This window comes from Erwinia sp. PsM31 (assembly GCF_030433775.1).
Lineage (GTDB): Bacteria > Pseudomonadota > Gammaproteobacteria > Enterobacterales > Enterobacteriaceae > Erwinia > Erwinia aeris.
Map to the genome: position 1 here is coordinate 43,825 of NZ_JARUWZ010000027.1, position 24,852 is coordinate 68,676.

The following is a 24,852-nucleotide window of genomic DNA, read 5'->3' on the forward strand; positions in this document are numbered from 1 at the left end:
AACCTTTCAATAGAAATAGCTCTGATTCAACTAAGATAAAATGCTGATTTGAAGGTGGATATATATTTAACATATGATTAACGTGCGGCAAATGCATAAATAACGTTTATCTAAAAATTGGTTTATTTACATTTAACTACGTTTCTTTACAGTCGAAAGTTCTTGCAGAAGGTGCGCTAACAAATTTTTGTTCCGACGTTATGAGAAGGTTTCTGAGGCGCTTTAGCAGCGGGGAAACCCGTATTTGAGATGCTTGTAATGGTGGAGTAGGGCCAGCGATTAGTGGAGTCTTTCGGGGTGTGAGTTTTTTACAGGGCTGTTCCCCACAACAAAATTATTCATCTTTCCGGGGCGGCGTTTTCATGGTGGCAGTGCTCAGCTTTACTAGGCTGTTTCTGCGGTCGGGCAGCCGGTTGCTAATCAAGCTGAGAGTTGAAAAAAGGAGCTACCCGTCTGCTGTATTACACATCTTGTTTCACCGATGAATATAACGATGTTTGCCAGCATCAAAAGGCTGAGGATCTACTTTTCAGGAATGGTGTTATACGCCTTATTAAACATGATGATATTTTCTATGAGCGCATAATACAGCATCTTATAATAATTTTAATAACTGCCCTTACAAGCTAACTTTTAGGGGGCTGGGTATTATTAATACCATTTATTATACCTGACATATACCAAAGAAACGATAATTACCCATAATAAAATAAGAGGTGCGGCATAGCCAGGGATGAAACGTATAAAAACATACACGCCTGCCACAATGATTGCGGCAGGTACCAAATAAAAAATTACTGAAGTAGCCATAATAATGCGCGCTTCATTTGCGTAAAATCTCATACAGCGCATCTGCAATTTTTTCTTCATTGTTATCTTCAGAGTTTACCTAATAGATTATTTCAGATGTTTGGGATTCAATAAGAAAATAAAGCATTTCAATGTTTTCTTTACATAGCGCTTGATAATATGAAGGGTTCTGGAACTTTAGCCTGTTTGCGGCTGATGCAGCTACTTGCGCTTTTGCATAAAGTGTCGCGGCATTCACAAACCACGTTGAAAAAGAATTAACAATTCTTATATGATTTTCTTTGAATTCGGCACTATTAAGTACCAGGTTAGCAATTGTGAAGGACAGAACCAATTTGCTGGCTTTGGTTGATGCATGCTCTGCTGCTTTACCTAACAAATTTTGGATATGAGATGCAAGTTTATAGCTTTTTTCATCTCCAGGTCTTGCTAATGTTTTGCGGAAGTAAATTTCAACCATATCCAGAGCTATATTGTTTCTTCTATATATCTCACTTAAAGAAAAGACTAACCGTTTATCTTCTCTGAATGTATCGCGGCATGAACTACGATAATATTAATTTGGAACAAGGCAAGATCCATAATTAATAATACGCAGCTCACCCAGCTTTATCTTTTCGATAGTAGACATATAATCATCATTGAGGTCATTTAGAGAGTTTGTTAATGCAATAGCTAATTTCTTATTGGCCTGCATCTTCAATTGCAAATAGGTTTGTGATCTACCTTAGATCCTTGTTGTGTTATTCGCCCAATTTTTGATCATATTCACCAACAAGAGCAAGAAAGAAGATGGGAAAAACAAAAAAATTGCTGATTTATGTCTCGACTGTTATTATTTTATTTTTAATTATACCGGAGGTCATTCTTCGTGTATTAACGCCTGAGCAGCTCGCGAGGATGAGTGATTTTACGAGCTTAGGGGGAGCGATGAACCCCTTACTCTCGCTAATAATTTTCCTGGGCCTTTTTTCCGTCGTCTTGGCTTTTCTCACTGTCTCCGCTGTGAGCAAAATCTATCGATCATGGTCACGCCCTGAGAGCAAGTGAAGCATGCATTACCGATAATCACCTTCATCAAAGTTATGCATGCATTGAGTGCATTATTATACATGCATTACTTCCTCTCATTTTTGATATTGCCGACCTGTATTAGCACCGTTTTAATGGCTCGATATGGCTGTATGAAAAATTGATTTACAAAACGGACAGGCGTGACGGGGAGAGCGTTTGCCCGGCCAGACGGAAAGGTGTCGATTTTTTAGTACAATGACAGACAAAGCATGATTGCTCTGATGAAGGGCTCGTGAAAGCGGGATTTTTTGTCGCTAATTTCAGAGGAATGAAAAATACATCGCCATTTCATCGCCACTCAAAAAACACAAACAAAAAAGCCACCCATAAAGGGTGGCTTAACTGCATGATTTTCATCATTAAATCTGGTGGCCCCTGCTGGACTTGAACCAGCGACCAAGCGATTATGAGTCCCAATTTGAACTGATTAAAATCAGTAACTTACTGATTTTTATATTTTCTTTAGGCCGAATAGTGATGAAAAGTGGCACATAGCGTTGAGCTCTGCTGCCACTTTGCTGCCACTGCCGGGTAAATTTGAGTATAACAAATAAGTTTTTTAGAAAAAATTATTGAGACTTTCAAGCTCAGAAAATTTCATTTGCAAACCCCACATTTTATGCAGTAGTTATTTGGGTCGAAATTTATATAATTCGCTGGATTAGGTCTGTTGAGGATGTATGAATTAACACAACTAGATTTTCTGAAAACCTTTATGCCTGAGTCTGAAATACTCTGACAGAACGATTCTGATTGTCCAGAATTTCCTAATTCGTAACTTTCACCAGAGGTGCAATCAAGGACTTGCATATCAATAGGTTCTGATATATTAAAGCCAATCTCTGAAAGTTTTATCTTAATCGTATCATCCAAAAGGAGATCGCCAACAACACATTGCCTAACATTGTGATCTTTTAATGCCTTAACAATATTTTCAACATCAATGTCAGTAATTCCCGGTATGAAAGGTTTGATCATAACATTTGTAGCTACACCTAAATTATCAAGTTTTTCAATGCTTCTAAGTCTATTTATGGGATCATCGGCATAAGGCTCTATTTTTCTAAAATTATTAATTGAACTTATAGATGTTGAATATAAAATATGGCCTTTGTATTTGTTGCACTCAACTATTCCATTAATAATTTCTGTATTTAACTCGTACCTACTCATAATTTGAATTGGGTTTTGCAACTCAGATATTTTTTTCAGCCATTCCAAGCTGTGCGTACAAAGTTCTTTATTATATCTTGGGAATGGGTCTCCCCAAGCGCCGATTGAAATAATTGAACCCTGAATCCCTTTTGAAAAACTTTCATGTGATTCGAGAAAATCCATAACTAGGTGAATATCGAATTCATTTCTGATGGCCTTCTTAGTGTATCCTTTATCGTATATATAACAAAAACGGCAACTAGCATTACACCCCAATAAAGGGCTAACAAAGAAGCGGCCTCTTTCATAATCAGGCTTCCGGATCATTTGCAATTTTCCCATAAAATAGAGAAGTATTTACTCCAGTAACTATAACCTTCCCCTGTTGAAAATTCATATGATATGGTTTGCTGACTTGAAATGCCTTTAAGATATGGGCCAACATAAACTTTATCATCTACCTTAAAATAAAAATCCAATGGTAGTTCATCATAATATCTTATTTCTATATTATATTTCTTTGATTTTTCTTTTAACCCTCCGACCCAAGTAATTAATCCTTCAATCGATTTCTTGGTAGAGCCTTCAACTACATTCTCCCTTTTGTCAACATATTCTAAGATTTTCGATGTAGGACTTGCTGTTATAATTCTGATACGGACGCCTTTAGACAAAAGTCCATCAATTATATCAGATTTTGATTCTCTGAAGGATTTTAAGCCAAAGGCTATAATTTCAATTTCCTGTTTACATAAAGATAGTGAAATGTTAGAGGACTCATTCATCTCAGCTCTTGTTTTATATATTGCCTCCATGCCCCACCTGTCAATTAATTCTGCTCTCCGTTGACTCCTTATCATAAACTCAGAGCTTAAATACATAATTATGTTGCTAGCAAGTATTGAGCAAGCGACACTAATTTGTATGTTCTTCCAATCACTATAGTTTTCTGTATAAAAAAATGAGCTGATGATTAGTATTATCGAAAATAAAAATGTAATAACCATTATTGTTTTAGTATTCCAACGCTCTCTTGAACTAGCGCTAATCATAAGGTTGCCTCTCAATTCTGCTTGGATATTTAGTGAGTTATTAGTTAATCTTTCGAAGAAATAAGTAATGTAGATATTTTTCTACACATATTCCCTTATAAATCCATTTGGAACAATGGATTTAGCTGCATAGCCTCTAAAAGATGATCTGGCGCAAAATGCGCATAACGCATTGTGACTTTAATGTCTGTATGCCCCAATATTCGCTGTAATACAAGGATATTGCCACCGTTCATCATAAAATGAGAGGCAAACGTGTGGCGTAAAACGTGCGTAAGCTGACCGGCAGGTGTCTCGATACCGGCGCGTTGCATAGCTTTTCTAAACGCTGAATAGCATGGTTTAAAGAGCAACTGCGCTTTCCTACTGGATGGCAGATCAGCCTGTAATTTTTCAGTTATCGGCACCGCTCGGTTTTTCTTGCCTTTAGTTTTCACGTAGATGATCTGACCGGCGCGGATTTGGTTGCCCTTCAAGCCTTCGGCCTCACTCCATCGTGCGCCAGTAGCCAGGCAGATTTTCACGATGGCTGTCAGGTCTTTGGATCGGCTCTTCTCACACTCGGTGAGGAGCGTTCTAATTTCATCAATGGTGAGATACGCCATCTCTGATTCACTGATTTTAAACTCGCGCACGTTCTCTAACGGATTTGGAGCGGTCCATTCATCTAACCGGCGTAGCTCGTTAAACATCGCTCTGAAATAAGCCAACTCTAAATTAACCGTGCGCGGCGTAACCGTCTTCACTCGACTGGAGCGGGTGATCTTCCCGCTTAACCGCTGCTCGCGGTAAGACGCAAAAATTTTCGCGTTAAACTCGGTTGCGAGTGGGTTTCCCATCGCCTCGCAGGCGAACGCCATTGTGGTTCGCCGCTTCTCACCATCCGCTAACGTGATGCCATGCGTGTTGAACCACAATTCAACCAACTCAATTACTCGCCGCTTATCTGCTTTCTCTCCCAGCCAAGGCTTATTTTGAGCCTGCTCTTTTACGAACTTCTCATAGGATTGTGCTTCGCCCTTCGTTGCAAACTGGCGGCGAATCCTTTTGCCGTCACGGCCGTTTGGGAAAACCTGTGCCTGCCATTTCCCGTTGGATAATTTACTGATCGCCATGCTGTGCCTTTATAGATACTCAATGCGGGCAACGACTTTGCCCAAAACCTTGATGTCGTCTGCTTTGCATTCGAATGAGGCTTTTCCATTCTCAACGCGAATACGCCCGCCAGGAAAACGATATAGCTCCTTAATGCTGATGAGCTTATCGATCTCGATGAGCCACAGCCCATCCGTGATCTCTGCGGCGGTCATGTCTACCAAGTAATTCTGTTTCTCAAAATTTACTAACAAAGGGGCTTTAACATCACTGGGTAAGAGTTGCGCATCATATTCAACCCAATCAGATGATGAAAAGTTCCCATTTGTGATTTTTTTAAGTTCGATTTTGGTTGATGGCATGTCTTCGTTTGTGATGTTTGAATCACCGAGGCCATATGTCAGCCACTCCAGCGAAGTACCGGTTTCCATAGAACAGATCAGAACCCAATCAGCGGGGAAATTCCCACGCATTATGCGGTTAGCCATAGTGCTTTGAGACACGTTCAAATGACGGCATAGCGCTTGCCGGGATGAAAAACCATAAGCCTTAACGATACGTTCAATGGGTTCTTTACCCCCCTCTGGTAAACTTGGTGCTTTACGATTCGTAAAATCTTTCGTTGACCTTTCCAATTTGTGATCCTAATATTCACTCGTCGTATGGCGACGTGTTTAATAGTGATAAATAGAGTTGATTAAAACTCAACAGAGGATAGTGCATCATGACCCGTAAACTTTCAATGCGCCCATCAATCAATCTGGTCATCTCCGAACCGTACATTACGGTTGAAGAGTTTTGCCGCCGCACTGGTTACAAGGAAGGCACCGTGCGCCAGATGTACCGCGAGAACCGCCTGCCCATCAGGAAGAAAGAGGGCGTTAACGGTCTCATCGAGATCAACATGGTTGCATTGACGATTGAAGCGGCCGCTGGCTGTGAAATCACAATGCAGGCTTGACGCATCCATATTGGGATAGCAAAAGGGATTTATCATGTTTGATTTTCGTGTCTCCACACATAACCATTTCGATGATGCGTGCCGAGCTTTTGCGCTGAAGCACAACATCATTCAGTTGGCTAACAAAGCCGGGCTGAATCCACAGACCATCCGTAACAAACTCAACCCAGAGCAGGTTCACCAGTTAACCGTTCGTGAATTGCTGCTACTGACCGATCTGACGGAAGACGCAACGCTGATTGACGGCGCGCTGGCACAACTGCAATGCCTGCCATGTGTTCCGGTTAACGAAATGGCGCAGGAGAATCTGCCTGCTTATGTTCTTAAAGCCACCGCTGAAGTAGGGCAGTTAGCTGCGGGCGTTGTGAGCCATGAGCAATTAACAGCAGCCTGCCGCCGTGGACTGGTTCAGAACGTACACGCAGGTATCCGGTGCCTGACTCTTGCAGCTCTGGCGGTTCAGGCTCGCGTTCATTCTAACCCTGCGCTTTCAGGTACTGCTGACGTGTTAAGTGGTATCGGTGCATCGATCGGGATGGTGTGAGATATGGCCTTTTCAGTGGCCCCGCTTCTGAAGCGGCAAAGCCCATCCCACGCATACGGCCACGGCTGGATTGCAGCAGATAAGGGCAGGCGCTGGCATCCGGCAATTTCACAGGCCGAACTGCTGGCAGAATTAACCGGTAAGAGGAAAGAATCATGGGTTACAAAGCTGAGAGTATCACTGTTCAGATGAACGCGGGGCAGCGTGCAAGTGCGCTTAATCATATCTCTGCGCTTCGTACCATGATGTACGGCGATTGCAGCCACGAACTCAAACGCTTTATCGCAGATATGCGTAATAAGCGCGATCACCAGGCTGAACAAAATGGCCGCGCACTGAGCGCAATATTCTTCCTGGCAAATATCAGCAAAGAACGTCACAGCGTTGATTTCAGTGAACTGACGAGTGACGAATTAACGGCGCTGATTAGCGCGATGAATCACTTAAAGGCAGTCGTGAGTTTATTTCCAAAGAATCTGACGTTACCTAATTAATTAACCCAACGAAATTAAATGGCGTAAACCCGCCGGGCATTTTTTTGCCCGAATTCAGGAGAAAGTGAAATGCGAAATATCGAGACCCGTAATTTTAAAGCCGATGAGGACGCGCTGGCCGTCCTGCTGAGTAAGGCCAAAACCGAACAGCGTAGTGATGATGCGCTGTCCGTTTCTATCCGCCTGGCCGCACTGGCAATTCATGCCCGTAAAAATGAAATGTCCGCAGCGGAAATCATCGAGTTGCTGGACAAAGAGGCGGAACGCTTTGAGAACCAGGCGCAGGAGCTGCACTGATGGCTGACTCAATGGATCTGGTACAGCAGCGCGTGCAGGAAGAGCTGGCGCGCAATCTGGCTAACGCTACTCACCGCCCGGCAGGGGCGAGTGAGTTTTTCTGCCTGTCGTGCGGCGAAGAAATCCCGGAGAAGCGCCGCCGCGCACTGCCGGGCGTTTCCCTCTGCGTAACCTGCAAAGAAGTCAGTGAGCTAAAAAGTGCGCATTACAAAGGTGCGGCATTATGAGCAGCATCCTGAAGTCGGCCGGCAGTAAGTCCGGCCTTGCTGCCGAAGAAGGCAAGTGCGCAATCAAGATCATTCTCGTCCCGCATATTGAGCATGTGGCTTCACTGTGACCGATATTGCCGTAAACGCCGTTGAGTTTAATGGTGACTATCACGCTGCCCTGAAAATGCAGCGTGAGAATTATGGCGTCAGAACGCCGCGTAACATGACCCTGGCTGAGCTGAAGCTGTGGAACGCTAACCCCGACGATCACAGCTGGCGCAGCCAATACCTGCATGACATGCCAGACTACCTAGCCGGGTACTTCGCTGACCGTTATCAAAAAATCCTTTCAGGAAAACATGGCCGTCGGCGGGCCAATGCGTTTCTGCGCCAGACCATTGGCCAGAGCGTATTGCCACGCCTGCAGCTTGTACGCACCCGCTACCGGCTGAACGATGCTGCGCAGTTTGAGCTGCCTTTTTTCAAACAGCTTGATCGCCTTCCGACGCTAGACCGCCAGGACATTCGCGATCTGGCTTATAAGATGGCCTCCTTCCTGTCACAAAGTCTGGCTGAGTTCGTTGATAAGGTCTCCATACCACAGGAGGCGGACGAACTGCCCGTGACGCTCACCGGATACCGTTACATCGCTGAACTGGCTGCGCTGACAGGAACGCAGCCACCTTACTGGGCAGAGTTCTGTTCAGCTAAAGGTGAATTGCCTCTGCGCAAAGCCCAGTCTGGTCTGCTTCGCATGGTGGCTCCTGAATGGTGGCGTGGCCGCCTGAAGCAGATGCGAGATTTACAGCGTGAACACATGGCTATCGCGGTTGGGCAGGTACAGAAAGCCGCATCACCTTACGTTTCCCGCAGCACGCTGGCCGAATGGATAGAGCAGAAAAAACGTAACCGTGAATTCTTCAAACGCTTTGATCTCATCAATCAGGACGGGGAACGTATTGCGCTGGATGAAATGGTCAACCGCAGCGTGTCCAATCCGGCAATACGCCGCCGCGAATTGATGACCAGAATGCGTGGGTTTGAGGATGTCGCTAATGAAACAGGGTGCGTAGGTGAGTTTTATACAATCACAGCACCATCACGTTATCACGCAGTTTACAGCCAGGGCGGCTTTGTTTCTCAGTGGAACGGTTCAAGCCCACGTGACACCCAGCGTTATCTCTGCCGTGTATGGGTGAGGATCCGCGCGGCACTGTCACGCGAAGCTATTCATGTCTTTGGCTTTCGCGTTGTTGAACCTCACCACGACGGCACGCCGCACTGGCACATGCTGCTGTTTATGCGCCCTGAAAACGTCCAGCGGGTTCAGCAAATCATGCGTGATCAGGCTTATAAAGAGGATTCCGGGGAGTTGACCACACCGCAGGCAATGAAAGCACGATTTCATGCCGAGCCGATCGACCCTGAGAAGGGCAGTGCGACAGGCTATATCGCCAAATATATTTCAAAGAATATCGACGGTTACGCGATGGACGGCGAGAAAGATGATGAAACCGGCGCAAATATGCGCGACATGGCTAAGGCTGTTTCGGCATGGGCTTCACGCTGGCGTATTCGTCAGTTTCAGCAGATCGGCGGTGCGCCTGTGACTGTCTGGCGTGAGCTGCGCCGTATGGGTGATGCACATCTGCCAGATAAGCAGATGGATGCGGTGCTGGCGTCAGCTTCTGTTGCCAGCTGTTGGGCGTCCTATACGATGGCGCAGGGTGGGCCGTTAGTTGCGCGTGAGGATTTAGTGATCCGCCTTTGCTATGAACTGACCGAAATGGGTAATGAGTACGGCGAAGATGTTCAACGGGTGCAGGGTATTTATTCGCCGATGGTTCCGGATTCAGAAGTCATGACACGCCTGGTCAAATGGGAAAAGGTTGCTAAGTTGGCCGAAGCGCCAGCGGAGGCTGGTTTTTCTGGCGGCATTGCCGCCCCTTGGAGTTCTGTCAATAACTGTACGGGGCCAGAGCGCCGACGGTTAGAGCTGGAACTAAAAGCCAGGGGATTTAACGGTGATGAATATGAGATTGGACTGTTGCTTAAGGGCTGTAGCCTCAATGCAGGGGCGAAAATGCGGCTTTTCTACCGGAACGGCAGACTTCAGGAAGAACCATTCTGATCTGGCAACGTTCAGATCAATCCCATTGATACATAAAAAATAGTTTCAATTCCGACCGGATTTTCTATACTGTATGCATAAACAGTAGTTGTAAGCGGAGGAGGGAACATGCAGGACTATCTTTTGGAGTCGGTGAAGCTTCAGCGTATTGATTTCTTTTTAAAACTTGTTGCTGTCAGCGAATGTAGTGATCAAGAAAAACGCATGGCAATTGAGTGGGTTTCCGAACTCACAGATGAGTTAATGGCTCGTCTACGCAAGCATGAATACAGCCTTTCAATGAATCAGGCTGAGTGATGAAAGGCCTAACAGAACTACGAGCCGTGAGTGCATGACTATGCTGCATGAAATCGCATGATCCCAAAAGGATCTCTGATGCTCAGGCCCGCCAGTACTGGCGGGCTTTTGTTTATGTCATGCAGGTGCATGAAAACCACTGCATAAAGCGGGCAGGCGTGGCGGGGCTACGAGCGCGCGCTGATGGGGGCTGATGGTCAGAATGCGGCGCAATTTCCGGGCCGCTGGCGTCTCGGTGGGAACAGGACAGGTTAGAGGTTGAAAAAAAAGAGCGCCTCGCAGGATGGTGCTGAGGCGCTCTGGTGGGTATTTGATGAAATCAGCCATGAATGTACTAACTCAGCAAGTCGAGAATTGAAGCTACATTTAGATTCCGTACTGAAACATTGCAGTGAAGTGTCAAAGCTTACCATTCCTTCCTTCAAAACTTTAAGCAGTAAATTTTATCGTGTTGTGCGAATTTTGCACTTGATTAAATGGCTGGCTGCAACTTAAGTTAAGTGAGCTTTTAAAGATGACGTTGTTAATTACGGTCAAAAGGTGGTCAACCCAAAACAGAACTATGAAGGATAAGTTCTGTCTAATCTGTACAGATAAAGCGCTTAATGCCGTGGCGCATCTGTGCTAAACTTCGCCGCCCCATACGGGCAGTACCTGTAAATCGTTAAGAATTGAACCGGTTTACGTGGGAAGGTTAAGGAGGTTTGTATGCAAGAGTTAGTGATGAAAATGTTCGGTCTGAATGGTTATGTGGCAGGTGGTAAGGCCATGGCTGATCGCTTAGAAAAGTCCGGAGTTAAGGACATACGCGTTGTTGGTCGCGGTTCGGTTATCGTGCATGATAACGGAGAGAAGTTGTCTCATTACCGTGAAGCAGCTAAGCGTTTTGTAGAGCAAGACGCTAATGCTGTTGCTGCAGGAAGCAAGGACAGCGACGACGACTAATGTTCGCACTTCTCATAATTCCATTGCTCGCTAGTGGGCAGATAATAATTTCCTCACCCTACAGAATCAAAACCTACTTCCGCTTACACAGATATGATGGCCAGCTTCTCTACATGAAGGTGGCCACATATGGCATATGGTGTCTGATCGCCTCTGTCTGCGCCGCTTATCTGATGAAATGGCTTGTACCTGGCTTCACTTTAGCAACATGGCTAACAGCATGGATTGACCTCAGCAATAATTCGAAAGATAACCGTCTGGCATCATGGCTGATACTTTTATCTCTGAGTATGGTTCTTGCTGCTGTGGTATGGACTCAGGCAGCAAGATTTGGGATCTATCTGGCAGCTAACATACTGAGCGGCTTCAAGAACGACAATGGACAGGTTGCCTTTTTCAAGCAGGTAATTAGATTGTCGGCGCTTAAAGAAATACTTTCTGAAGGTTCGCTGGGGCAACTGTTTTTTGATTCAGCTACCAAAGACAAGCCCGTACTGGTTAGCCTAAAAAGCAGGAAGGTTTATGTTGGCACGGTGAATATGATCAGCGAGCCGAATGAGAAGCAAGGTCCTAACCTTGAGGTCTCAATCAACCCCATAATGTCTGGATATAGAGAAAAAGATAATCTGCGGGTTCTTTTTTCCAACGATTACAGTGAGCTGGGTGATGTGGACACTAGCGTGATTTTTCCGATGAGTGAGGTCGCGCAGGCTTCTTGGTTTGATATGGATACGCATGAAAAGGTAGACAACAATCGAGAGCAGAAGCCTGTTTCTACCAGAAAAAGAAAGCGACAAAATCGGCGTTAAAAATCTAGCCCGGCGTAGCCGGGCTTTTTAGTGTCTGCTATTCAATATCCAGTACATACGGTGCAAACCGGATAACATCCTCACCCAGCCAGCTGTTCAGTTCCTCAAAGCGTCTTTGTAGTGGCATCAGTTCATTACGCACAAACACCTTGCTGGCCTTCTCAATATCACCAAATCCGCCGGTGTTGTTTGGAATGATCCCCATAAGTTGCGGCGGCACACGATGCACGGCCAGCATGTCATCGCGGCTCACGTTTTTGATGTTCAGAAACTCATCCTTTGCCGCCACCTCTGACAGCGGGATGATCTGGATGCCGTCCTTTTTCCCGTTCGGACTGTACATAAAAAGGTTGCGGAAGTTGCCAGGGCCCTTTGCGCTTTTCATGGCACCGCGGATATTGTCCACGTCCTGCTGACTCTGCGCCGGGTCGGTCATGTACATGATGAAACCCGCATGGCTGCCGTTGAGGTAATACTTACGGCGGAACAGCGTAGCCGACTCATTCAGCAGCGCCGACGGAATAGCCGACAGGTAGCCCGGCAGGCCGTAAATCTCCTGATTGATGTCCGGCTCCATCAGGTGAAACACGCTGCCCTTCTCAAACTCATACGGTTCTGTGTTGATGCCATAGTGCGCATACCAGTAGGTGTCCAGGTCCAGGCCGCGCCGGGTGAACTTCGCCAGCGACGGCTCCAGCTTCAGCGCGTTACCGAGGCGGCTGGTCCGCTTCTCAAGATAGGCATTGCCGAAAATCAGGTAATCCAGCGCAAAGCGGCTGAACGCCTGCTGACTCAGCAGGCGGTGCGGGATAAAGGTGCTCGCCAGAATATTGCACTTTACGCTGATGGGTGAGCTGTGATGCACAGCGGCGCGGAACGTGCGCGCCAGCCCGTCAACGCTCACGGGCGGTTCATACCAGCGATCATTGATAACGCACTCCACGTAGTCCAGCAGTTCGCGGCGGTCCAGCACCGGGATCGGGTCGCCAAAGGTAAACGCCTCCGACGCTGCCCCGCTGGTCATGTTATCCGGCTGCGGCACGGGCTGCGTGCGGGTGCGGTTCCTGCGTTTGCTCATTAATAAATCTCCACAATGTTCTGCGTGTGTGCCGCCTGTCCCTGCAGCGGCTCGTTTGCCAGCGCGTGCATGGTCGCCCAGGCTAAATCGCCGTGGCTGACTTCTTCGCTGCGGCTGGTTTCATAGGTCGGACGGTTGCCGCTGGCCGTGGTGGCCTTGCGGATAGACATAAATGACTGCGCGATGTCGAGATGGCTGGCGTCAAACTCCAGCCGCCCGCTGGCGATGGTGTCGTAAGCCTTCAGCACCAGGGCGTTCTTCACGTTCGGGTTATAAACAAACTCTTTCACCTGCGGGAAGAAGGCTTTGACGTTTTCATACACGCCCAGCCCGACGCCGGTGGAGTCGATGCCGATATAGGTGACGTTATACTGCTGCGTCAGCATCCTGATGGCGTCAGCCTGCGCCCGGAAGTCCATCCCGCGCCACTGGTGGCGCTCAAGGATGCGGAACTTACCGCCCGGCACGGCAGGCGGTGCCATGACCACACATCCGGCACTGTCGCCGTTCTGCGTGCCCTTCGCAGGGTCATAGCCGATCCAGACCTCTTTCCAGCCGAACGGCCGCAGCGCCAGCGCCTCAAAGTCGGTCCAGACTTCCCAGCTGTCCACCATGCACTTCTGCAGCATGGCCAGCTGAAACACCGACGCCAGATCGTCCATAAAGACGCACATCAGCAGGTTCTGGTAGTCCTCCGGGCTGTAGCGCGTGCGCAGCTGCTCCAGGTCAAACAGGTCACAGCCGCCGCGCACAGCATCTTCAACCGTGACAATCTGGCGAAACTGGCCGTCTTCGCAGAGGCGACCGGCGGCCAGTGACTGATGACTGAGATCGATATCAACCCGGTCAGCTTTGGCCCGGCCCTTGTTGAACTGCGCGCCGGACCAGAACGGATAGGCGCTGTGTGTGAGGCTGGACGGGGTGGAAAAGTAGGTTTCGCGCCACTTCTTGTGCAGCGCCATGCCGGACGCCACTTTCTGCAGTTCCTGAAACTTCGGGATCCAGAAATATTCATCCAGGTACAGATTGCCGTGATAGCTCTGCGCGGTGCGGGCGTTGGTGCCTAAGAAGTACAGGCACGCGCCGTTGCTGAGCGTCATCGGGTCGCCCTTCAGGTCTACGTCCACCTCGCGGGCAAATTCAATGATGTACTGTTTGAAGACGTGCGCCTGCGCCTTACTGGCGCTTAAGAAAATCTGATTGCGCCCGGTGGTCAGCGCATCGATCAGCGCCTCGCGGGCAAAAAAGAAAGTGGCCCCAATCTGGCGCGACTTCAGCAGGTTGCGGACTGAGTACTTATTCCCGGCTTCCCACCACTGGCGCTGATAGCCGAACATTGAGCCGTGGAAAACCTCCTGCAGCTTCTCAATCTGTTCGTCGCTGAACAGGTTCTTTTCCGGGGGCTTACGCGGGCCTTTGTTGCGGTTCTCCACGTTCGGGTTCAGGTCCGCCTCATTGCCGCCGTTGCTGAATTTACCGATCCGGGCGTGGCGCTCGGATTGGCGCGCCAGCAGGTCGATTTCCTTAAAGTCCTTCCCTTCCTTCTGCTCCTTCATGATGAGCTGGCAGTAGCGTGCGGCTGTGGTCAGCTGCATCTGATCCAGCGGGCCATAGTCGCCCCACTTATCGCGCTTTTTCCAGCTGTGAACGGTTGCGGGTTTCTCTCCCAGCATTTCAGCAATGCGGGCGATACGGTATCCCTGAAAGTAAAGCAGTAAAGCCTGCCTGCGGGGATCGAGGTCGTCGGGGGCGGGTGTCATGTTCATGCAGCCAAAATACGGCCCCGCCGCTTCCTTTTCCGCCATCCCTCATTGTGTGGTTTCCCGCACAACGTCCGCGCGTTGTTTCGATACCCCTGCCGCCGCAACCATAGAGCCTCACAGAGTTTTACTGACCGGAGCCTGGACAATGGCAAAGAAAGCAAAGCGTTTTCGTATCGGGGTGGAAGGTGCCACCACGGACGGGCGCACCATCGAGCGCAGCTGGCTTGAACAGATGGCGGCAAATTACAGCCCTGAGCTGTACACCGCCGTGATCAACATGGAGCACATCAAGGGCTACACGCCAGACAGTCCGTTTCGTCGCTTTGGCGTAGTGGAAGCGCTGGACGCTGAAGAAATCGGCGACGGCCCGCTGAAGGGCAAGCTGGGGCTGTATGCCCTGATTAACCCGACTGACGAGCTGGTCACGCTGACCGGCACCATGCAGAAAATCTTTACCTCTATGGAAATCCGCCCGGAATTCGCGGACACCGGCGCGGCCTATCTGATTGGCCTGGCCGTGACCGACGATCCGGCCAGCCTCGGCACGGAAATGCTGCAGTTCAGCGCCAGCGCCGGGGCGAACCCGCTGGCAAACCGCAAGCAGCATCCTGACAACGTTTTCTCTGCCGCTGAAGAAACCCTGATCGAGTTTGAGGACGTGGCCGACGAAAAGCCCGCCCTGTTTACCCGCATCAAAGCGATGTTCAGCAGACAGCAGCAGACCGACGCGGCGCGCTTCAGCGACGTGCATCAGGCCGTTGAGCTGATTGCCACCGAGCAGCAGGACCTGAGCGCGCGCATTGAAACGGCGCTGAGCGAACAGGCCGACAGCCTGAAATCACATTTCAGCAGTGCGCTGGGTGAGGAAGTGCTGAAGCGCGAACAGCTGCAGGCGGACTTCACCGAACTGCAGCAGCAGCTGAGCCGGGAAGATGGCCGCCAGCAGGTCCGCCCGCGCACGCAGGGTAACGGCAGCGGCGGCGAAGTGCGCACCGACTGCTGATACAGCGGCGGCAAACCTTTTTAACGAACTGAGAAAGCGAAGCGATGAAAAATACTACCCGTTTTAAGCTGAATGCTTACATGTCGGTGCTGGCAGAAATCAACAAGATTGATCTGTCCGCGCTGAACAGCAAATTCACCATCGAGCCATCCGTGTCGCAGACACTGGAAAGCAAAATTCAGGAGTCGTCCGCGTTCCTGCAGGCCATCAACATCATGCCTGTCAGTGAGCAGAGCGGCGAACGGCTGGGGCTGGGGATCGGCACCACCATTGCAGGCACCACCGATACCACCCAGAAAGAGCGCGAGCCGACCGATCCGACCTATATTGACGGCGACGGCTACAAATGCACGCAGACCAACTTTGACACGGCGCTGCCTTATTCAAAGCTGGACATGTGGGCGAAGTTCAGCGATTTCCAGGTGCGCATCCGTGACGCCATCGTGAAGCGTCAGGCGCTGGACCGCATCATGATCGGCTTTAATGGCCTGAAGCGTGAGAAGACCTCCAACCGCGTGCAGAACCCGCTGCTGCAGGACGTGAATATTGGCTGGCTGGAAAAAATCCGCCAGGAAAAACCGGCGCAGGTGCTGGGTCAGCACATCGGTGACGACGGCAAAGTGGTGTCGGACAAAATCACCGTGGGTAAAAACGGCCTGTTCCGTAACCTGGACGCGGTTGTGATGGGCGCGGTGTCGGAAAAAATCGGCGTGCAGTATCAGGACGACACTGAACTGGTGGTTATCTGCGGACGCCAGCTGCTGGCTGACAAGTATTTCCCGCTGGTTAATCAGAGCCAGCCCAACACCGAAGCGCTGGCCGCTGATCTAATCATCAGCCAGAAGCGCATCGGCGGCCTGCAGGCGGTCCGCGCCCCGTACTTCCCGGCGAATGCGCTGCTGATCACCCGCCTGGATAACCTGTCCATCTACTGGCAGGAAGAAACCCGCCGCCGCTCGATCATCGACAACCCGAAACGTGACCGCATCGAAAACCTTGAGTCGGTTAACGAGGCTTACGTGGTTGAGGACTATGACTGCACCTGCCTGGTGGAAAACATCGAGCTGCTGGAGCAGGAGCCGGAGAAAGAGCCGGGTGAAATGAGCGACGCGGAAATCGCACGCATCGCCGCCGTGGCGGCCAGCGTGGTCAAGTCCATGAGCGGCGCGGGCAGTTCAGCCGCCAGCGCGGACACCACGCAGACCGGTGATGCCGGTGATGCCGGTGATGGCAGCAAAGGCGGAGCGTAACCCGTGACTAACCCTTTCCGCGCGCATACGCGCTTTATTCAGGCACAGGAGGCCGCCCGGTCGGGCGGCAGTGGCCGCAGCGCAAAGGGCTATGACCTGATGCTGCTGCAGCTGAACGAAGACCGCCGCCGCCTCAAGGGCATTCAGTCCAACGTCCGAAAGGCCGAAATCAAGGTGGAGGTGCTGCCGAAGTACGCTGCCTGGGCTGAGGGCGTGCTGAGTGCTGACGGCGCGCAGCAGGACGACGTGCTGATGTACGTGATGCTGTGGCGCGTTGACGCCGGTGACTATGCCGGTGCGCTCGCGATTGGCCGCCACGCGCTGAAACACGGCTGGGCGATGCCGCTGGGAAGCCGCACCACGGCGACGGTGCTGGCCGAAGAAATGGCCGACGCGGCAAAGGCGGCCATCCTGGCAAAGACGCCTTTTGATCCGGCCCTGCTGCTGGAGGCGCTGGAGGTGGTGGACGCACACGACATGCCCGATCAGTCGCGCGCCCGTCTGCACAAGTCCATCGGCTGGGTGCTGACGGAAAGCAGCCCTGCATCCGCGCTGAACCATCTGAAGCGCGCCCTGCAGCTGGACGAGAAGTGCGGCGTTAAAAAAGACATTGAGCAGCTTGAGCGGAAGATCCGTAACGCCAGCTGATAACCGGACGTGCCCACGCGCGGGGCGGCACGGGGTGGCGACAGGCAGCGCCGCATCAAAACCCCGTCCACCGCCCACCTATTCAGGAGTAACAGAGCAATGGAATTTATCGCGCCACAGAAGGCGACGGCAGCGCCGGACATCATCCCCAATAACTCATTCTGGCCGGACGTTGATCTGGCGAAGTTCCGCAGCGTCATGCGCGTTGACGGCACCGTGACGCCGGAGCGTCTGCGTCAGGTGGTGCTGACCGCGATGGCGGAGGTTAACGCGGAGCTTTACCCGTGGCGTGAGCGGCAGGAGCTGGCCGGGCATAACGGCCTGGCTGACGTTCCGGCTGAGAAGCTGGCCGGTGAGAGCGTGCGCCTGCATCACTACATGAATGCGGTGTGGTGCTGGACGCGCGCGGTGCTGAACGAGCGCTATCAGGACTTTGACGCCACCGCCTCCGCCGTGAAGCGCGGCGAAGAACTGAATGATGCCAGCGGCGACCTGTGGCGCGATGCGCGCTGGGCCATCAGCCGCGTGCAGGACATGCCGCACTGCACCGTGGAGCTTATCTGATGAAAGTGCGTGCGCAGCAATATGACACGGTGGACGCACTCTGCTGGCGTCACTACGGGCGCACGCAGGGGATGACGGAACAGGTACTGCAGGCAAATCCGGGGCTGGCGGAACACGGCCCCCTCTTACCGCACGGGCTGGAAGTGGAGTTACCGGACGTGACAACGATGGCCACCGTGCAGGCCGTCCAGCTTTGGGACTGAATCATGTGGGAAAAAATCAGCACCTTTATCACCTGGTGCATGGCGGTAGTGATGGCGTGGCTGGGAGGCATGGACCTGAAGGACATGTCCACCTTGGCCGGGGTATTCATCGGCCTGCTGATGGCGCTTATCAGCTGGTACTACAAGCACAAAACCTATCAGCTGCTGCTGAGCGGGCGCATCACGCGGGGTGATTATGAATCTGCAAACCGTTAAACGCTGCGCCGTTGGCGTGGTGCTGGCGCTGGCTGCCACGCTGCCCGGCTTTCAGCAACTGCACACCTCCGTAGAGGGGTTGCGGCTCATTGCCGACTATGAGGGCTGCCGCCTGCAGCCGTACCAGTGCAGCGCGGGAAAGTGGACCGACGGGATCGGCAACACCTCCGGCGTGGTGCCGGGTAAGTCCATCACGGAACGGCAGGCGGCGGGGAATTTCATCACCAACGTGTTACGCACTGAGGCGGCACTGGCGCGCTGCGTGGCGGTCTCTATGTCGCAGCAGGTTTATGACGCGCTGGTGTCGCTGGCGTTCAACGTCGGCACCGGCAACGTGTGCGGCTCCACAATGGTGGCGCTGCTGAAAAAGGGTCAGTGGCGCGAGGCGTGTTATCAGCTGCCGCGCTGGGTGTACGTGAAAGGCGTATTCAATCAGGGGCTGGATAACCGGCGCGGGCGAGAGCTGGCTTGGTGCCTTAAAGGAGTCTGAAATGCAGCTGTTTAAAAAATGGTGGTTTACGGCGTTACTCACCGTCCTGCTGACGCTGGTCAGCATCAGTCACGGCAGCTTTGCGGGCTATCCGCTGGCGGCGCTGCTGTGGGCTGACTTCTTCGCCTGGGCCGTTATCGGGTTTTCCGGCCTGTACGCCTGCGCCCTGACCGGCGGCGAACGTAAGCGGGTGTTTGCGTGGCTACTGAGGTTTGCGCAGCTGGCTGACCGCGTGCCGCTCAGATGGTATCACCGCGTATTTATTGCAGTGGTGATGTGGGACACGGGCTGGAAGCTGGCGGCATTTGCCGGTATTCATGCGGTTTTTTATCGCCGGATGATCAGGTCAGAACTTGAACGGGCGGCAGCATGATTCGGGTACTGATCGCCATCGTGCTGATCCTGCTGGTTTTCGCAGGCGTGCAGTCTTACCGGCTGAGCAGCGCACACGGCAGAATTGATGCGCAGCAGGCCACCATTGCGGGCCAGGGTAAAAAGCTGAGCCAGAAAAACAGCCAGCTGATTGCCCTGAACATTCTGACGCAGACCAGCAGCCAGGCACAGACGCAGCTTTACGCCGCCGCCGAACGCAACGGCCAGCTGCTGCGCGACCGGCAGCGAAAGATTGAGGAACTGAAACGTGAAAATGAAGACCTGCGCCGCTGGAGTGATACCACTCTGCCTGATCCTGTTGTCCGGCTGCGCCAGCGACCGGCCTTCTCAGGAGGTGAATCTTACCGTGAGTGGCTGTCCGAAAATCACCCGCTGCCAGCTGGACCCGGCAGCGCCGCGCACTAACGGCGATCTTCTGGCCCTGCTGGACGAAACCGAGGCCGCCTGGGCGGCATGTGCCGGTAAGGTGGATACCATCATCAGCTGTCAGGAAAAAGACGATGAACAAGCCGCAGTCCTTGCGCAGCGCACTGAATAAGTCGGTCCCCTACGTTGCCGAAAACCCGGACCGCCTGCACCTGTTCGTGGACAGCGGCCAGCTGGTCGCCACGTCCGCCGCGTCCCTGTCGTGGGAGTATCGCTACACGCTGAACGTGGTGATCACCGACTTCACCGGCGACCAGAATCTGCTGATGGCCCCGGTGCTTTTGTGGCTGCGGGAAAACCAGCCCGACGCGCTGCAGAACAGCGAGGCGCGAGAAAAGCTGTTTTCGTTTGAGGTCGATATTCTTGCTAATGACCGCTGTGACATCAGCATGGACCTGAAGCTGACCGAGCGCGTGATAGCGACAGTTGAGAACGGCAAGGCACATATCGAAGCGGTGCCGGAGCCGGACGCGCCGGAGGAATTCTGGACGGTGAAGCATGGCTGAACTGCATGAAGTGGATGCCTGGCTGGCTGCGCTTCTCTCACAGCTGGAACCGGCAGCCCGGAAAAAGATGCTGCGCGAGGTGGCGCGCGACGTGCGTCGCATTCAGCAGGCAAACATCACAGCACAACGTTCCCCGGACGGCACTGCATGGGAGCCGCGCCGCGTCAGCGCCCGCAGCAAAAAGGGGCGCATCCGTCGCGGCATGTTCGCGAAGCTGAAAACGGCAAAATATCTCAAGGCGCAGGCAGGCGCGGACGCCGCTGAGGTTGCCTTTGTTCCGTCGGTGCAGAAGCTGGCCCGCGTTCATCACTATGGCCTGCGGGACCGGGTAAGCCGTCGCGGCCCGATGGTGAAATATGCTGAACGTCCGCTGCTGGGCGTGACCAGCGATGTAGAAACCACGGTGCGTGAAACACTGCTGCGCTGGTTTGAAAATAATAAAGCGACAAAATAAATTAAATTGATAATTCTCTTTTGGACACTGCTATAAAGTCACAATATTTATCGTGTAATTCGTGGCTCCACTCGTTTGCTTTTTTGACACGCTCATTCGTATGCGCTGACCACTCCCAGTCGTTGGCTCTTTCATTATCTGTAGGAATACTTAAAAGCGGACCGGCGCCTATGAATCCAGAGGATATAGCTAAAAAATTCAGAAACTCTTTAGTCTCATTGAAAAATTTTTCCGATTTGAATTCCAACTCTTTGTTATGAAAGTGATGATCTGCCTTCCCCCATTTATAAGTAAAGCTTTCAATGTCCGCGATGCAATTTTTATGATATGGAGTTCCAAAGTGCTGATCTTTGAGCGTTTCAATTGACAATGAGTCTGTAGGAAGTAGTGAAGTAAAATATTCAAACAACTTCGTATCAGCAGCAATTAATTTTTCGCTCTTCTCTTTTTCGGCTTTAAGTGTGAATTCTTTTGTTTTAAATTTTATTTTATCAGCATGAATTTCTGCAAAAATCTGGATGCCTTTGATAGCCAAGTGGTATATAAGCCCTGATAAAATCAATGTGATGGCAGCCCCATTTCCGGGAGTGAAGGAACCTATATCAATCAAGTTAACATGGCTTTTCGTAGCGTTGTTATATAAATCTATAAAGAGATTGATGAACATTAAATAGGTAGGTGTAGGTATTGCAAGTATAGCTACACCTACAGTAATTAGCGTCCAAGTTACTTTGTTGCTGAATTCTGGAAAGGCTTTATGTATTAGTTTCTCAAGAAAAAGCTTAAGAGTTGAGTTCACTTTTTGTTCGTCCTTAAAAAGGAAGATTGTACCATTATCCATACAATCAGTAATAGGTGAGTAATAGACATTATTAATGTGAAATTGTAGGTATGAATACACAACTCACCGAAATCATGCGTCTTATCACCAATCTGATCCGCACCGGCATTGTGTCCGAAGTGGACCCGGTGAACTGGCTGTGCCGGGTGAAAACGGGAGACCTCGAAACCAACTGGATTAACTGGCTCACCCTGCGCGCCGGTAGCACCCGCACATGGTGGAAACCCACCGTCGGGGAGCAGGTTGTGCTGCTGAGCCTGGGCGGCAACCTTGAAACCGCCTTTGCGCTGCCCGCCATTTATTCCGAAGCCTTCCCGCCGCCTGACTACTCGGAAGACGGCACCACCACCGTGTTTAAGGACGGTGGCTGGTTTCAGTACGAGCCGGAAACCGGCCAGCTGCTGATAAAAAACATCAAAAGCGTGCGCATTGAAGCGGCGGACGGCATTCAGCTGATCACCGATGCGCTGGGGATAGAGGCCAGCCAGACACGGATTAACGGTGACACCACGATGAACGGCGATGTGACACACGGCGGCGGTTCAATGAGTTCTAACGGCGTAATTGCTGATAAGCACTTACACGACAAAGTTAAGAGTGGCGGCGATATATCAGGAGGCCCGCAATGATGTATCTCGGCATGAACCGCGACACCGGCGAAGCCATTACCGACATCGATCACATCCGGCAGAGCATGCGCGACATCCTGATCACCCCCGAAGGCAGCCGCATCGCCCGGCGTGATTACGGCTCGCTGCTGTCGGTGCTGATTGACCAGCCACAGAACGACGTGATCCGCCTGCAGGTAATGGCGGCAGTGTATGTCGCCATCAGCCGCTGGGAACCTCGCGTGAGGCTGAGCACCGTAAACCTTACCAGCGACTTTGACGGCTCTATGGTGGTTGAGCTGACCGGCCAGCGGGATGACGGTTCGCCGGTTGCTATGTCTGTACCAACGGGGGTGAACAGTGGCAGTAATTGACCTTTCCCAGCTGCCCGCACCGCAGATTATTGAGGTGCCGGACTTTGAAACGCTGCTCGCAGAGCGCAAAGAGGCGCTGATTGCGCTTTATCCGGCGGATGAACAGGCCGCCATGCGCCGCGTGCTGGCGCTGGAGTCTGAACCGATTGTGAAAAGTCTGCAGGAAAACACCTACCGCGAAATCCTGTTGCGCCAGCGCATCAATGAGGCTGCGCAGGCGGTAATGGTGGCCTACGCAATCGGCAGCGATCTGGACCAGCAGGCCGCCCGCAATAACGTGAAGCGCCTGACCATTACGCCAGCTAATCCCGACGCGGTGCCGCCGGTGGATGCAGTGATGGAATCAGACGACGCACTGCGCGTGCGCGTGCCGGAGGCGTTTGAGGGGCTGAGCGTGGCCGGACCGACGGGCGCGTATGAGTTTCATGCCAAAAGCGCCGATGGTCGGGTGCAGGACGTGTCCGCCATCAGCCCGTCACCGGCGACAGTACTGATCACTGTCCTGAGTCGCGAAGGCGACGGCACGGCGGCAGCAGATTTGCTGACTACAGTGGACACAGCACTGAGCGCCGACAGCGTGCGCCCGGTAGCCGACCGTGTGACGGTTCAGGGGGCAACTATCCGCAGCTACAGCGTGAAGGCCAGGCTGCACCTGTTCGACGGCGTGGCCGCCGGTCCCTGCCTTGAGGCGGCAAACGCTAATCTGGCGGCTTACCTTACCGAACAGAAAAAGCTGGGGCGCAGCGTGCGGCGTGAGTCCTACGGGGCGGTGATGCGTGTGGCCGGTGTGGACTGGGTGGAAATCACCGAACCGTCGGAGGACATCATCATGGACCGCACGCAGGCGGGTTACTGCACCGGCACGGACATTTCCGTGGCGGGCGATCAGGGGGTGACATGAGCAACAGCAGCCTGATGCCGCCCGGTTCGTCTGCGCTGGAGCGCCGTTTAGCGCAGGCGTGCAGCGGGATTACCGCGCTGAACGTGCCGCTGCGCGACCTCTGGAACCCGGCCACCTGCCCGGTGAGCTTTCTGCCCTATCTGGCCTGGGCCTTTTCGGTGGACCGCTGGGACGAAAGCTGGGCTGAGAACGTCAAAAGGCAGGTGGTGAGCGATGCGTTTTATATTCATCAGCACAAAGGCACCATCAGCGCCATCCGCCGCGTGGTGGAGCCGTTCGGCTTCCTGATCCGGGTTATTGAGTGGTGGAAAACCAATGAGCCGCCCGGCACATTCCGGCTGGACATTGGCGTGCAGGACCAGGGCATTACTGAAGAAACCTATCAGGAGCTTGAGCGGCTGATCAGCGATGCAAAACCCTGTAGCCGTCACCTGCTGGGAATGTCCATCAACCTGCAGGTCAGCGGCGAAACACGCATGGCAGCAGCCAGCTATGACGGTGATGACCTGACCGTTTACCCGTACACCCCCGAAATTATCTCCGTCAGCGGCGCGGCTTATGGCGGCGCGGCGGTACACGTTATTGACCTGATGGAAGTGGGACCATGACACAAAAATACTATGCGATCGTAACCAACCTGGGCGCGGCGAAGATTGCCAACGCTGCCGCGCTCGGCACAAAACTGAACATCACACAGATGGCTGTGGGCGACGGCGGCGGCACACTGCCGACGCCGAACGCCGGCCAGACAAAGCTGGTTAACGAGGTGCGCCGCGCCGCTATCAATTCGCTGAGCATTGATGCGGCCAATGCCAGCCAGGTGATTGCTGAGCAGGTCATCCCTGAAACGGAGGGCGGATTCTGGATCCGGGAAATGGGGCTGTTTGATGCGGACGGCACGCTGATTGCAGTGTGTAACACGCCGGAAACCTACAAGCCCGCGCTGCAGGAGGGCAGCGGACGCACACAGACCGTGCGCATGATTCTGATCATCAACAGCACCGACGCCATCACTCTGAAGATTGACCCGTCCGTGGTGCTGGCAACGCGGAAGTATGTGGATGACAGTATCCTGACGGTTCGCCAGTACGCGGATAAGTTACTGGCGGATCATCTTGCGGCTGAAAACCCGCATGATCAGTACCTGCTGACAGCGAATGCGCTGGCAGAAATCAAAGACGCCGATCTGATTGCTGAGCTTCTCAAAAACCTCGGTATTAGCGAAAAGTTTTCCGGGCGCTGGATTGGCCGCCAGATTTTC

The 24,852-nt window shown here is 52.0% G+C and carries 36 protein-coding genes; 27 read left to right on the plus strand and 9 right to left on the minus strand.

Annotated features, from left to right (window positions below; translation table 11 throughout):
* Window positions 1-651: 651 nt before the first annotated feature.
* The 6 genes from QCD69_RS17895 to QCD69_RS17920 form a co-directional block, all read right to left on the minus strand.
* Window positions 652-870, minus strand: a complete 219-nt coding sequence (locus QCD69_RS17895) for a hypothetical protein (RefSeq protein ID WP_301252963.1) — start codon at window positions 868-870, stop codon at window positions 652-654.
* Between the two features lie 19 nt (window positions 871-889).
* Window positions 890-1,270, minus strand: a complete 381-nt coding sequence (locus QCD69_RS17900; protein WP_253455684.1) for a hypothetical protein — start codon at window positions 1,268-1,270, stop codon at window positions 890-892.
* A 1,211-nt stretch (window positions 1,271-2,481) separates the two neighbouring features.
* Window positions 2,482-3,366 carry a hypothetical protein gene (locus tag QCD69_RS17905; protein WP_301252964.1) on the minus strand — a complete coding sequence of 295 codons (885 nt, stop codon included), beginning with the start codon at window positions 3,364-3,366 and terminating at the stop codon, window positions 2,482-2,484.
* Window positions 3,363-4,091 carry a hypothetical protein gene (locus tag QCD69_RS17910; protein WP_301252966.1) on the minus strand — a complete coding sequence of 243 codons (729 nt, stop codon included), beginning with the start codon at window positions 4,089-4,091 and terminating at the stop codon, window positions 3,363-3,365. Before QCD69_RS17910 ends, QCD69_RS17905 begins: the two co-directional genes overlap by 4 nt.
* A gap of 95 nt (window positions 4,092-4,186) precedes the next feature.
* Entirely contained in the window at window positions 4,187-5,206 is a 1,020-nt protein-coding gene (locus QCD69_RS17915; protein WP_301252968.1) for a phage integrase, read from the minus strand.
* 9 nt (window positions 5,207-5,215) lie between these two features.
* Window positions 5,216-5,821, minus strand: coding sequence for a phage repressor protein CI (locus QCD69_RS17920; protein ID WP_301252969.1), 606 nt, complete (start codon window positions 5,819-5,821; stop codon window positions 5,216-5,218).
* An 89-nt stretch (window positions 5,822-5,910) separates the two neighbouring features.
* Between QCD69_RS17920 and QCD69_RS17925 the strand changes: the two genes are divergently transcribed.
* The 10 genes from QCD69_RS17925 (at window position 5,911) to QCD69_RS17970 (ending at window position 11,873) form a co-directional block, all read left to right on the plus strand.
* A complete protein-coding gene (locus QCD69_RS17925; protein ID WP_211728512.1) occupies window positions 5,911-6,147 on the plus strand; it encodes a regulator in 237 nt (78 codons plus the stop codon).
* A 34-nt stretch (window positions 6,148-6,181) separates the two neighbouring features.
* Window positions 6,182-6,691, plus strand: coding sequence for a phage regulatory CII family protein (locus tag QCD69_RS17930; RefSeq protein ID WP_301252971.1), 510 nt, complete (start codon window positions 6,182-6,184; stop codon window positions 6,689-6,691).
* A gap of 3 nt (window positions 6,692-6,694) precedes the next feature.
* Entirely contained in the window at window positions 6,695-6,883 is a 189-nt protein-coding gene (locus QCD69_RS17935; RefSeq protein WP_074399313.1) for a phage filamentation protein Fil family protein, read from the plus strand.
* Window positions 6,847-7,185, plus strand: coding sequence for a DUF5347 family protein (locus QCD69_RS17940; protein WP_033786606.1), 339 nt, complete (start codon window positions 6,847-6,849; stop codon window positions 7,183-7,185). The genes QCD69_RS17935 and QCD69_RS17940 overlap by 37 nt, the downstream gene beginning before the upstream one ends.
* Window positions 7,186-7,254: 69 nt before the next feature.
* Window positions 7,255-7,482 (plus strand): DUF2732 family protein, encoded by a 228-nt coding sequence (locus QCD69_RS17945; protein WP_064690408.1) that lies wholly within the window; start codon window positions 7,255-7,257, stop codon window positions 7,480-7,482.
* Complete coding sequence (locus tag QCD69_RS17950; protein WP_202940020.1) at window positions 7,482-7,709, plus strand: TraR/DksA family transcriptional regulator; 228 nt, start codon at window positions 7,482-7,484, stop codon at window positions 7,707-7,709. The genes QCD69_RS17945 and QCD69_RS17950 overlap by 1 nt, the downstream gene beginning before the upstream one ends.
* A gap of 166 nt (window positions 7,710-7,875) precedes the next feature.
* Window positions 7,876-9,822: a replication endonuclease gene (locus QCD69_RS17955; RefSeq protein WP_301252998.1), complete on the plus strand. Its 1,947-nt coding sequence runs from the start codon at window positions 7,876-7,878 to the stop codon at window positions 9,820-9,822.
* A 108-nt stretch (window positions 9,823-9,930) separates the two neighbouring features.
* Window positions 9,931-10,119: a hypothetical protein gene (locus QCD69_RS17960; protein WP_069025398.1), complete on the plus strand. Its 189-nt coding sequence runs from the start codon at window positions 9,931-9,933 to the stop codon at window positions 10,117-10,119.
* 708 nt (window positions 10,120-10,827) lie between these two features.
* Window positions 10,828-11,064 carry a hypothetical protein gene (locus QCD69_RS17965; RefSeq protein ID WP_111534594.1) on the plus strand — a complete coding sequence of 79 codons (237 nt, stop codon included), beginning with the start codon at window positions 10,828-10,830 and terminating at the stop codon, window positions 11,062-11,064.
* Between the two features lie 173 nt (window positions 11,065-11,237).
* Window positions 11,238-11,873 carry a hypothetical protein gene (locus tag QCD69_RS17970; protein WP_301252975.1) on the plus strand — a complete coding sequence of 212 codons (636 nt, stop codon included), beginning with the start codon at window positions 11,238-11,240 and terminating at the stop codon, window positions 11,871-11,873.
* A 37-nt stretch (window positions 11,874-11,910) separates the two neighbouring features.
* Here QCD69_RS17970 and QCD69_RS17975 read toward each other — a convergent pair whose 3' ends face one another.
* Window positions 11,911-12,951, minus strand: a complete 1,041-nt coding sequence (locus QCD69_RS17975) for a phage portal protein (protein WP_301252976.1) — start codon at window positions 12,949-12,951, stop codon at window positions 11,911-11,913.
* Window positions 12,951-14,717, minus strand: a complete 1,767-nt coding sequence (locus QCD69_RS17980) for a terminase ATPase subunit family protein (protein WP_301252999.1) — start codon at window positions 14,715-14,717, stop codon at window positions 12,951-12,953. Before QCD69_RS17980 ends, QCD69_RS17975 begins: the two co-directional genes overlap by 1 nt.
* Window positions 14,718-14,859: 142 nt before the next feature.
* On the opposite strand from QCD69_RS17980, the gene QCD69_RS17985 reads away from it, so the two are divergent.
* The 12 genes from QCD69_RS17985 to QCD69_RS18040 all read left to right on the plus strand — a co-directional run bounded on the left by QCD69_RS17985 (window position 14,860) and on the right by QCD69_RS18040 (window position 20,867).
* Window positions 14,860-15,717 carry a GPO family capsid scaffolding protein gene (locus QCD69_RS17985; RefSeq protein WP_301252977.1) on the plus strand — a complete coding sequence of 286 codons (858 nt, stop codon included), beginning with the start codon at window positions 14,860-14,862 and terminating at the stop codon, window positions 15,715-15,717.
* A 44-nt stretch (window positions 15,718-15,761) separates the two neighbouring features.
* A complete protein-coding gene (locus tag QCD69_RS17990; RefSeq protein ID WP_301252978.1) occupies window positions 15,762-16,967 on the plus strand; it encodes a phage major capsid protein, P2 family in 1,206 nt (401 codons plus the stop codon).
* Between the two features lie 3 nt (window positions 16,968-16,970).
* The gene (gene gpM / locus QCD69_RS17995) at window positions 16,971-17,615 is read left to right on the plus strand and encodes a phage terminase small subunit (protein ID WP_301252979.1); all 645 of its coding nucleotides are present in this window, start codon (window positions 16,971-16,973) and stop codon (window positions 17,613-17,615) included.
* Window positions 17,616-17,714: 99 nt separating this feature from the next.
* Complete coding sequence (locus QCD69_RS18000) at window positions 17,715-18,179, plus strand: head completion/stabilization protein (RefSeq protein WP_201253039.1); 465 nt, start codon at window positions 17,715-17,717, stop codon at window positions 18,177-18,179.
* Window positions 18,179-18,382 carry a tail protein X gene (locus tag QCD69_RS18005; protein WP_301252981.1) on the plus strand — a complete coding sequence of 68 codons (204 nt, stop codon included), beginning with the start codon at window positions 18,179-18,181 and terminating at the stop codon, window positions 18,380-18,382. Before QCD69_RS18000 ends, QCD69_RS18005 begins: the two co-directional genes overlap by 1 nt.
* 3 nt (window positions 18,383-18,385) lie before the next feature.
* Complete coding sequence (locus QCD69_RS18010) at window positions 18,386-18,598, plus strand: HP1 family phage holin (protein WP_301252982.1); 213 nt, start codon at window positions 18,386-18,388, stop codon at window positions 18,596-18,598.
* Window positions 18,579-19,088 carry a lysozyme gene (locus QCD69_RS18015; protein WP_301252983.1) on the plus strand — a complete coding sequence of 170 codons (510 nt, stop codon included), beginning with the start codon at window positions 18,579-18,581 and terminating at the stop codon, window positions 19,086-19,088. Before QCD69_RS18010 ends, QCD69_RS18015 begins: the two co-directional genes overlap by 20 nt.
* Before the next feature lies 1 nt (window position 19,089).
* Entirely contained in the window at window positions 19,090-19,461 is a 372-nt protein-coding gene (locus QCD69_RS18020; RefSeq protein WP_301252984.1) for a DNZ54_00345 family protein, read from the plus strand.
* A complete protein-coding gene (gene lysB / locus QCD69_RS18025; RefSeq protein WP_301252985.1) occupies window positions 19,458-19,886 on the plus strand; it encodes an Rz-like lysis system protein LysB in 429 nt (142 codons plus the stop codon). The genes QCD69_RS18020 and lysB overlap by 4 nt, the downstream gene beginning before the upstream one ends.
* The gene (lysC, locus tag QCD69_RS18030; protein ID WP_301252987.1) at window positions 19,780-20,019 is read left to right on the plus strand and encodes an Rz1-like lysis system protein LysC; all 240 of its coding nucleotides are present in this window, start codon (window positions 19,780-19,782) and stop codon (window positions 20,017-20,019) included. The genes lysB and lysC overlap by 107 nt, the downstream gene beginning before the upstream one ends.
* Window positions 19,982-20,413 (plus strand): phage tail protein, encoded by a 432-nt coding sequence (locus QCD69_RS18035; RefSeq protein WP_187505870.1) that lies wholly within the window; start codon window positions 19,982-19,984, stop codon window positions 20,411-20,413. Before lysC ends, QCD69_RS18035 begins: the two co-directional genes overlap by 38 nt.
* On the plus strand, window positions 20,406-20,867 hold the full coding sequence (locus QCD69_RS18040) for a phage virion morphogenesis protein (RefSeq protein WP_301252988.1): 462 nt from the start codon (window positions 20,406-20,408) through the stop codon (window positions 20,865-20,867). The genes QCD69_RS18035 and QCD69_RS18040 overlap by 8 nt, the downstream gene beginning before the upstream one ends.
* A 1-nt stretch (window position 20,868) precedes the next feature.
* Here QCD69_RS18040 and QCD69_RS18045 read toward each other — a convergent pair whose 3' ends face one another.
* The gene (locus QCD69_RS18045; RefSeq protein ID WP_301252989.1) at window positions 20,869-21,708 is read right to left on the minus strand and encodes a hypothetical protein; all 840 of its coding nucleotides are present in this window, start codon (window positions 21,706-21,708) and stop codon (window positions 20,869-20,871) included.
* Between the two features lie 50 nt (window positions 21,709-21,758).
* Between QCD69_RS18045 and QCD69_RS18050 the strand changes: the two genes are divergently transcribed.
* The 5 genes from QCD69_RS18050 to QCD69_RS18070 form a co-directional block, all read left to right on the plus strand.
* Window positions 21,759-22,337: a phage baseplate assembly protein V gene (locus QCD69_RS18050; RefSeq protein WP_301252991.1), complete on the plus strand. Its 579-nt coding sequence runs from the start codon at window positions 21,759-21,761 to the stop codon at window positions 22,335-22,337.
* Window positions 22,334-22,690 (plus strand): GPW/gp25 family protein, encoded by a 357-nt coding sequence (locus QCD69_RS18055; RefSeq protein WP_083070131.1) that lies wholly within the window; start codon window positions 22,334-22,336, stop codon window positions 22,688-22,690. The genes QCD69_RS18050 and QCD69_RS18055 overlap by 4 nt, the downstream gene beginning before the upstream one ends.
* Window positions 22,677-23,591, plus strand: a complete 915-nt coding sequence (locus QCD69_RS18060) for a baseplate J/gp47 family protein (RefSeq protein ID WP_201253031.1) — start codon at window positions 22,677-22,679, stop codon at window positions 23,589-23,591. Before QCD69_RS18055 ends, QCD69_RS18060 begins: the two co-directional genes overlap by 14 nt.
* On the plus strand, window positions 23,588-24,199 hold the full coding sequence (locus QCD69_RS18065; RefSeq protein WP_301252995.1) for a phage tail protein I: 612 nt from the start codon (window positions 23,588-23,590) through the stop codon (window positions 24,197-24,199). The genes QCD69_RS18060 and QCD69_RS18065 overlap by 4 nt, the downstream gene beginning before the upstream one ends.
* The coding region (locus QCD69_RS18070) for a phage tail protein (RefSeq protein WP_301252997.1) at window positions 24,196-24,852 on the plus strand (657 nt) is incomplete at its 3' end. The genes QCD69_RS18065 and QCD69_RS18070, both read left to right, overlap by 4 nt.

Excerpts from the sequence above, each read along its gene's own strand:
- QCD69_RS17900 (WP_253455684.1), bottom strand. The coding sequence starts at position 1,270 with ATGGTTGAAATTTACTTCCGCAAAACATTAGCAAGACCTGGAGATGAA.
- QCD69_RS18050 (WP_301252991.1), top strand. The coding sequence starts at position 21,759 with ATGAATACACAACTCACCGAAATCATGCGTCTTATCACCAATCTGATC.
- QCD69_RS18005 (WP_301252981.1), top strand. The coding sequence starts at position 18,179 with ATGAAAGTGCGTGCGCAGCAATATGACACGGTGGACGCACTCTGCTGG.
- QCD69_RS18010 (WP_301252982.1), top strand. The coding sequence starts at position 18,386 with ATGTGGGAAAAAATCAGCACCTTTATCACCTGGTGCATGGCGGTAGTG.
- QCD69_RS17960 (WP_069025398.1), top strand. The coding sequence starts at position 9,931 with ATGCAGGACTATCTTTTGGAGTCGGTGAAGCTTCAGCGTATTGATTTC.
- QCD69_RS17945 (WP_064690408.1), top strand. The coding sequence starts at position 7,255 with ATGCGAAATATCGAGACCCGTAATTTTAAAGCCGATGAGGACGCGCTG.
- QCD69_RS17975 (WP_301252976.1), bottom strand. The coding sequence starts at position 12,951 with ATGAGCAAACGCAGGAACCGCACCCGCACGCAGCCCGTGCCGCAGCCG.
- QCD69_RS17965 (WP_111534594.1), top strand. The coding sequence starts at position 10,828 with ATGCAAGAGTTAGTGATGAAAATGTTCGGTCTGAATGGTTATGTGGCA.
- QCD69_RS17930 (WP_301252971.1), top strand. The coding sequence starts at position 6,182 with ATGTTTGATTTTCGTGTCTCCACACATAACCATTTCGATGATGCGTGC.
- QCD69_RS17910 (WP_301252966.1), bottom strand. The coding sequence starts at position 4,091 with ATGATTAGCGCTAGTTCAAGAGAGCGTTGGAATACTAAAACAATAATG.
- lysB (WP_301252985.1), top strand. The coding sequence starts at position 19,458 with ATGATTCGGGTACTGATCGCCATCGTGCTGATCCTGCTGGTTTTCGCA.
- QCD69_RS18015 (WP_301252983.1), top strand. The coding sequence starts at position 18,579 with ATGAATCTGCAAACCGTTAAACGCTGCGCCGTTGGCGTGGTGCTGGCG.
- QCD69_RS17955 (WP_301252998.1), top strand. The coding sequence starts at position 7,876 with ATGCAGCGTGAGAATTATGGCGTCAGAACGCCGCGTAACATGACCCTG.
- QCD69_RS17925 (WP_211728512.1), top strand. The coding sequence starts at position 5,911 with ATGACCCGTAAACTTTCAATGCGCCCATCAATCAATCTGGTCATCTCC.
- QCD69_RS17915 (WP_301252968.1), bottom strand. The coding sequence starts at position 5,206 with ATGGCGATCAGTAAATTATCCAACGGGAAATGGCAGGCACAGGTTTTC.
- QCD69_RS17895 (WP_301252963.1), bottom strand. The coding sequence starts at position 870 with ATGAAGAAAAAATTGCAGATGCGCTGTATGAGATTTTACGCAAATGAA.
- QCD69_RS17980 (WP_301252999.1), bottom strand. The coding sequence starts at position 14,717 with ATGAACATGACACCCGCCCCCGACGACCTCGATCCCCGCAGGCAGGCT.
- QCD69_RS18000 (WP_201253039.1), top strand. The coding sequence starts at position 17,715 with ATGGAATTTATCGCGCCACAGAAGGCGACGGCAGCGCCGGACATCATC.
- QCD69_RS18020 (WP_301252984.1), top strand. The coding sequence starts at position 19,090 with ATGCAGCTGTTTAAAAAATGGTGGTTTACGGCGTTACTCACCGTCCTG.
- QCD69_RS17940 (WP_033786606.1), top strand. The coding sequence starts at position 6,847 with ATGGGTTACAAAGCTGAGAGTATCACTGTTCAGATGAACGCGGGGCAG.
- QCD69_RS17990 (WP_301252978.1), top strand. The coding sequence starts at position 15,762 with ATGAAAAATACTACCCGTTTTAAGCTGAATGCTTACATGTCGGTGCTG.
- QCD69_RS17905 (WP_301252964.1), bottom strand. The coding sequence starts at position 3,366 with ATGATCCGGAAGCCTGATTATGAAAGAGGCCGCTTCTTTGTTAGCCCT.
- QCD69_RS17985 (WP_301252977.1), top strand. The coding sequence starts at position 14,860 with ATGGCAAAGAAAGCAAAGCGTTTTCGTATCGGGGTGGAAGGTGCCACC.
- QCD69_RS18055 (WP_083070131.1), top strand. The coding sequence starts at position 22,334 with ATGATGTATCTCGGCATGAACCGCGACACCGGCGAAGCCATTACCGAC.
- QCD69_RS17935 (WP_074399313.1), top strand. The coding sequence starts at position 6,695 with ATGGCCTTTTCAGTGGCCCCGCTTCTGAAGCGGCAAAGCCCATCCCAC.
- QCD69_RS18040 (WP_301252988.1), top strand. The coding sequence starts at position 20,406 with ATGGCTGAACTGCATGAAGTGGATGCCTGGCTGGCTGCGCTTCTCTCA.
- QCD69_RS17950 (WP_202940020.1), top strand. The coding sequence starts at position 7,482 with ATGGCTGACTCAATGGATCTGGTACAGCAGCGCGTGCAGGAAGAGCTG.
- QCD69_RS18065 (WP_301252995.1), top strand. The coding sequence starts at position 23,588 with ATGAGCAACAGCAGCCTGATGCCGCCCGGTTCGTCTGCGCTGGAGCGC.
- QCD69_RS18035 (WP_187505870.1), top strand. The coding sequence starts at position 19,982 with ATGAACAAGCCGCAGTCCTTGCGCAGCGCACTGAATAAGTCGGTCCCC.
- QCD69_RS18045 (WP_301252989.1), bottom strand. The coding sequence starts at position 21,708 with ATGGATAATGGTACAATCTTCCTTTTTAAGGACGAACAAAAAGTGAAC.
- QCD69_RS17970 (WP_301252975.1), top strand. The coding sequence starts at position 11,238 with ATGAAATGGCTTGTACCTGGCTTCACTTTAGCAACATGGCTAACAGCA.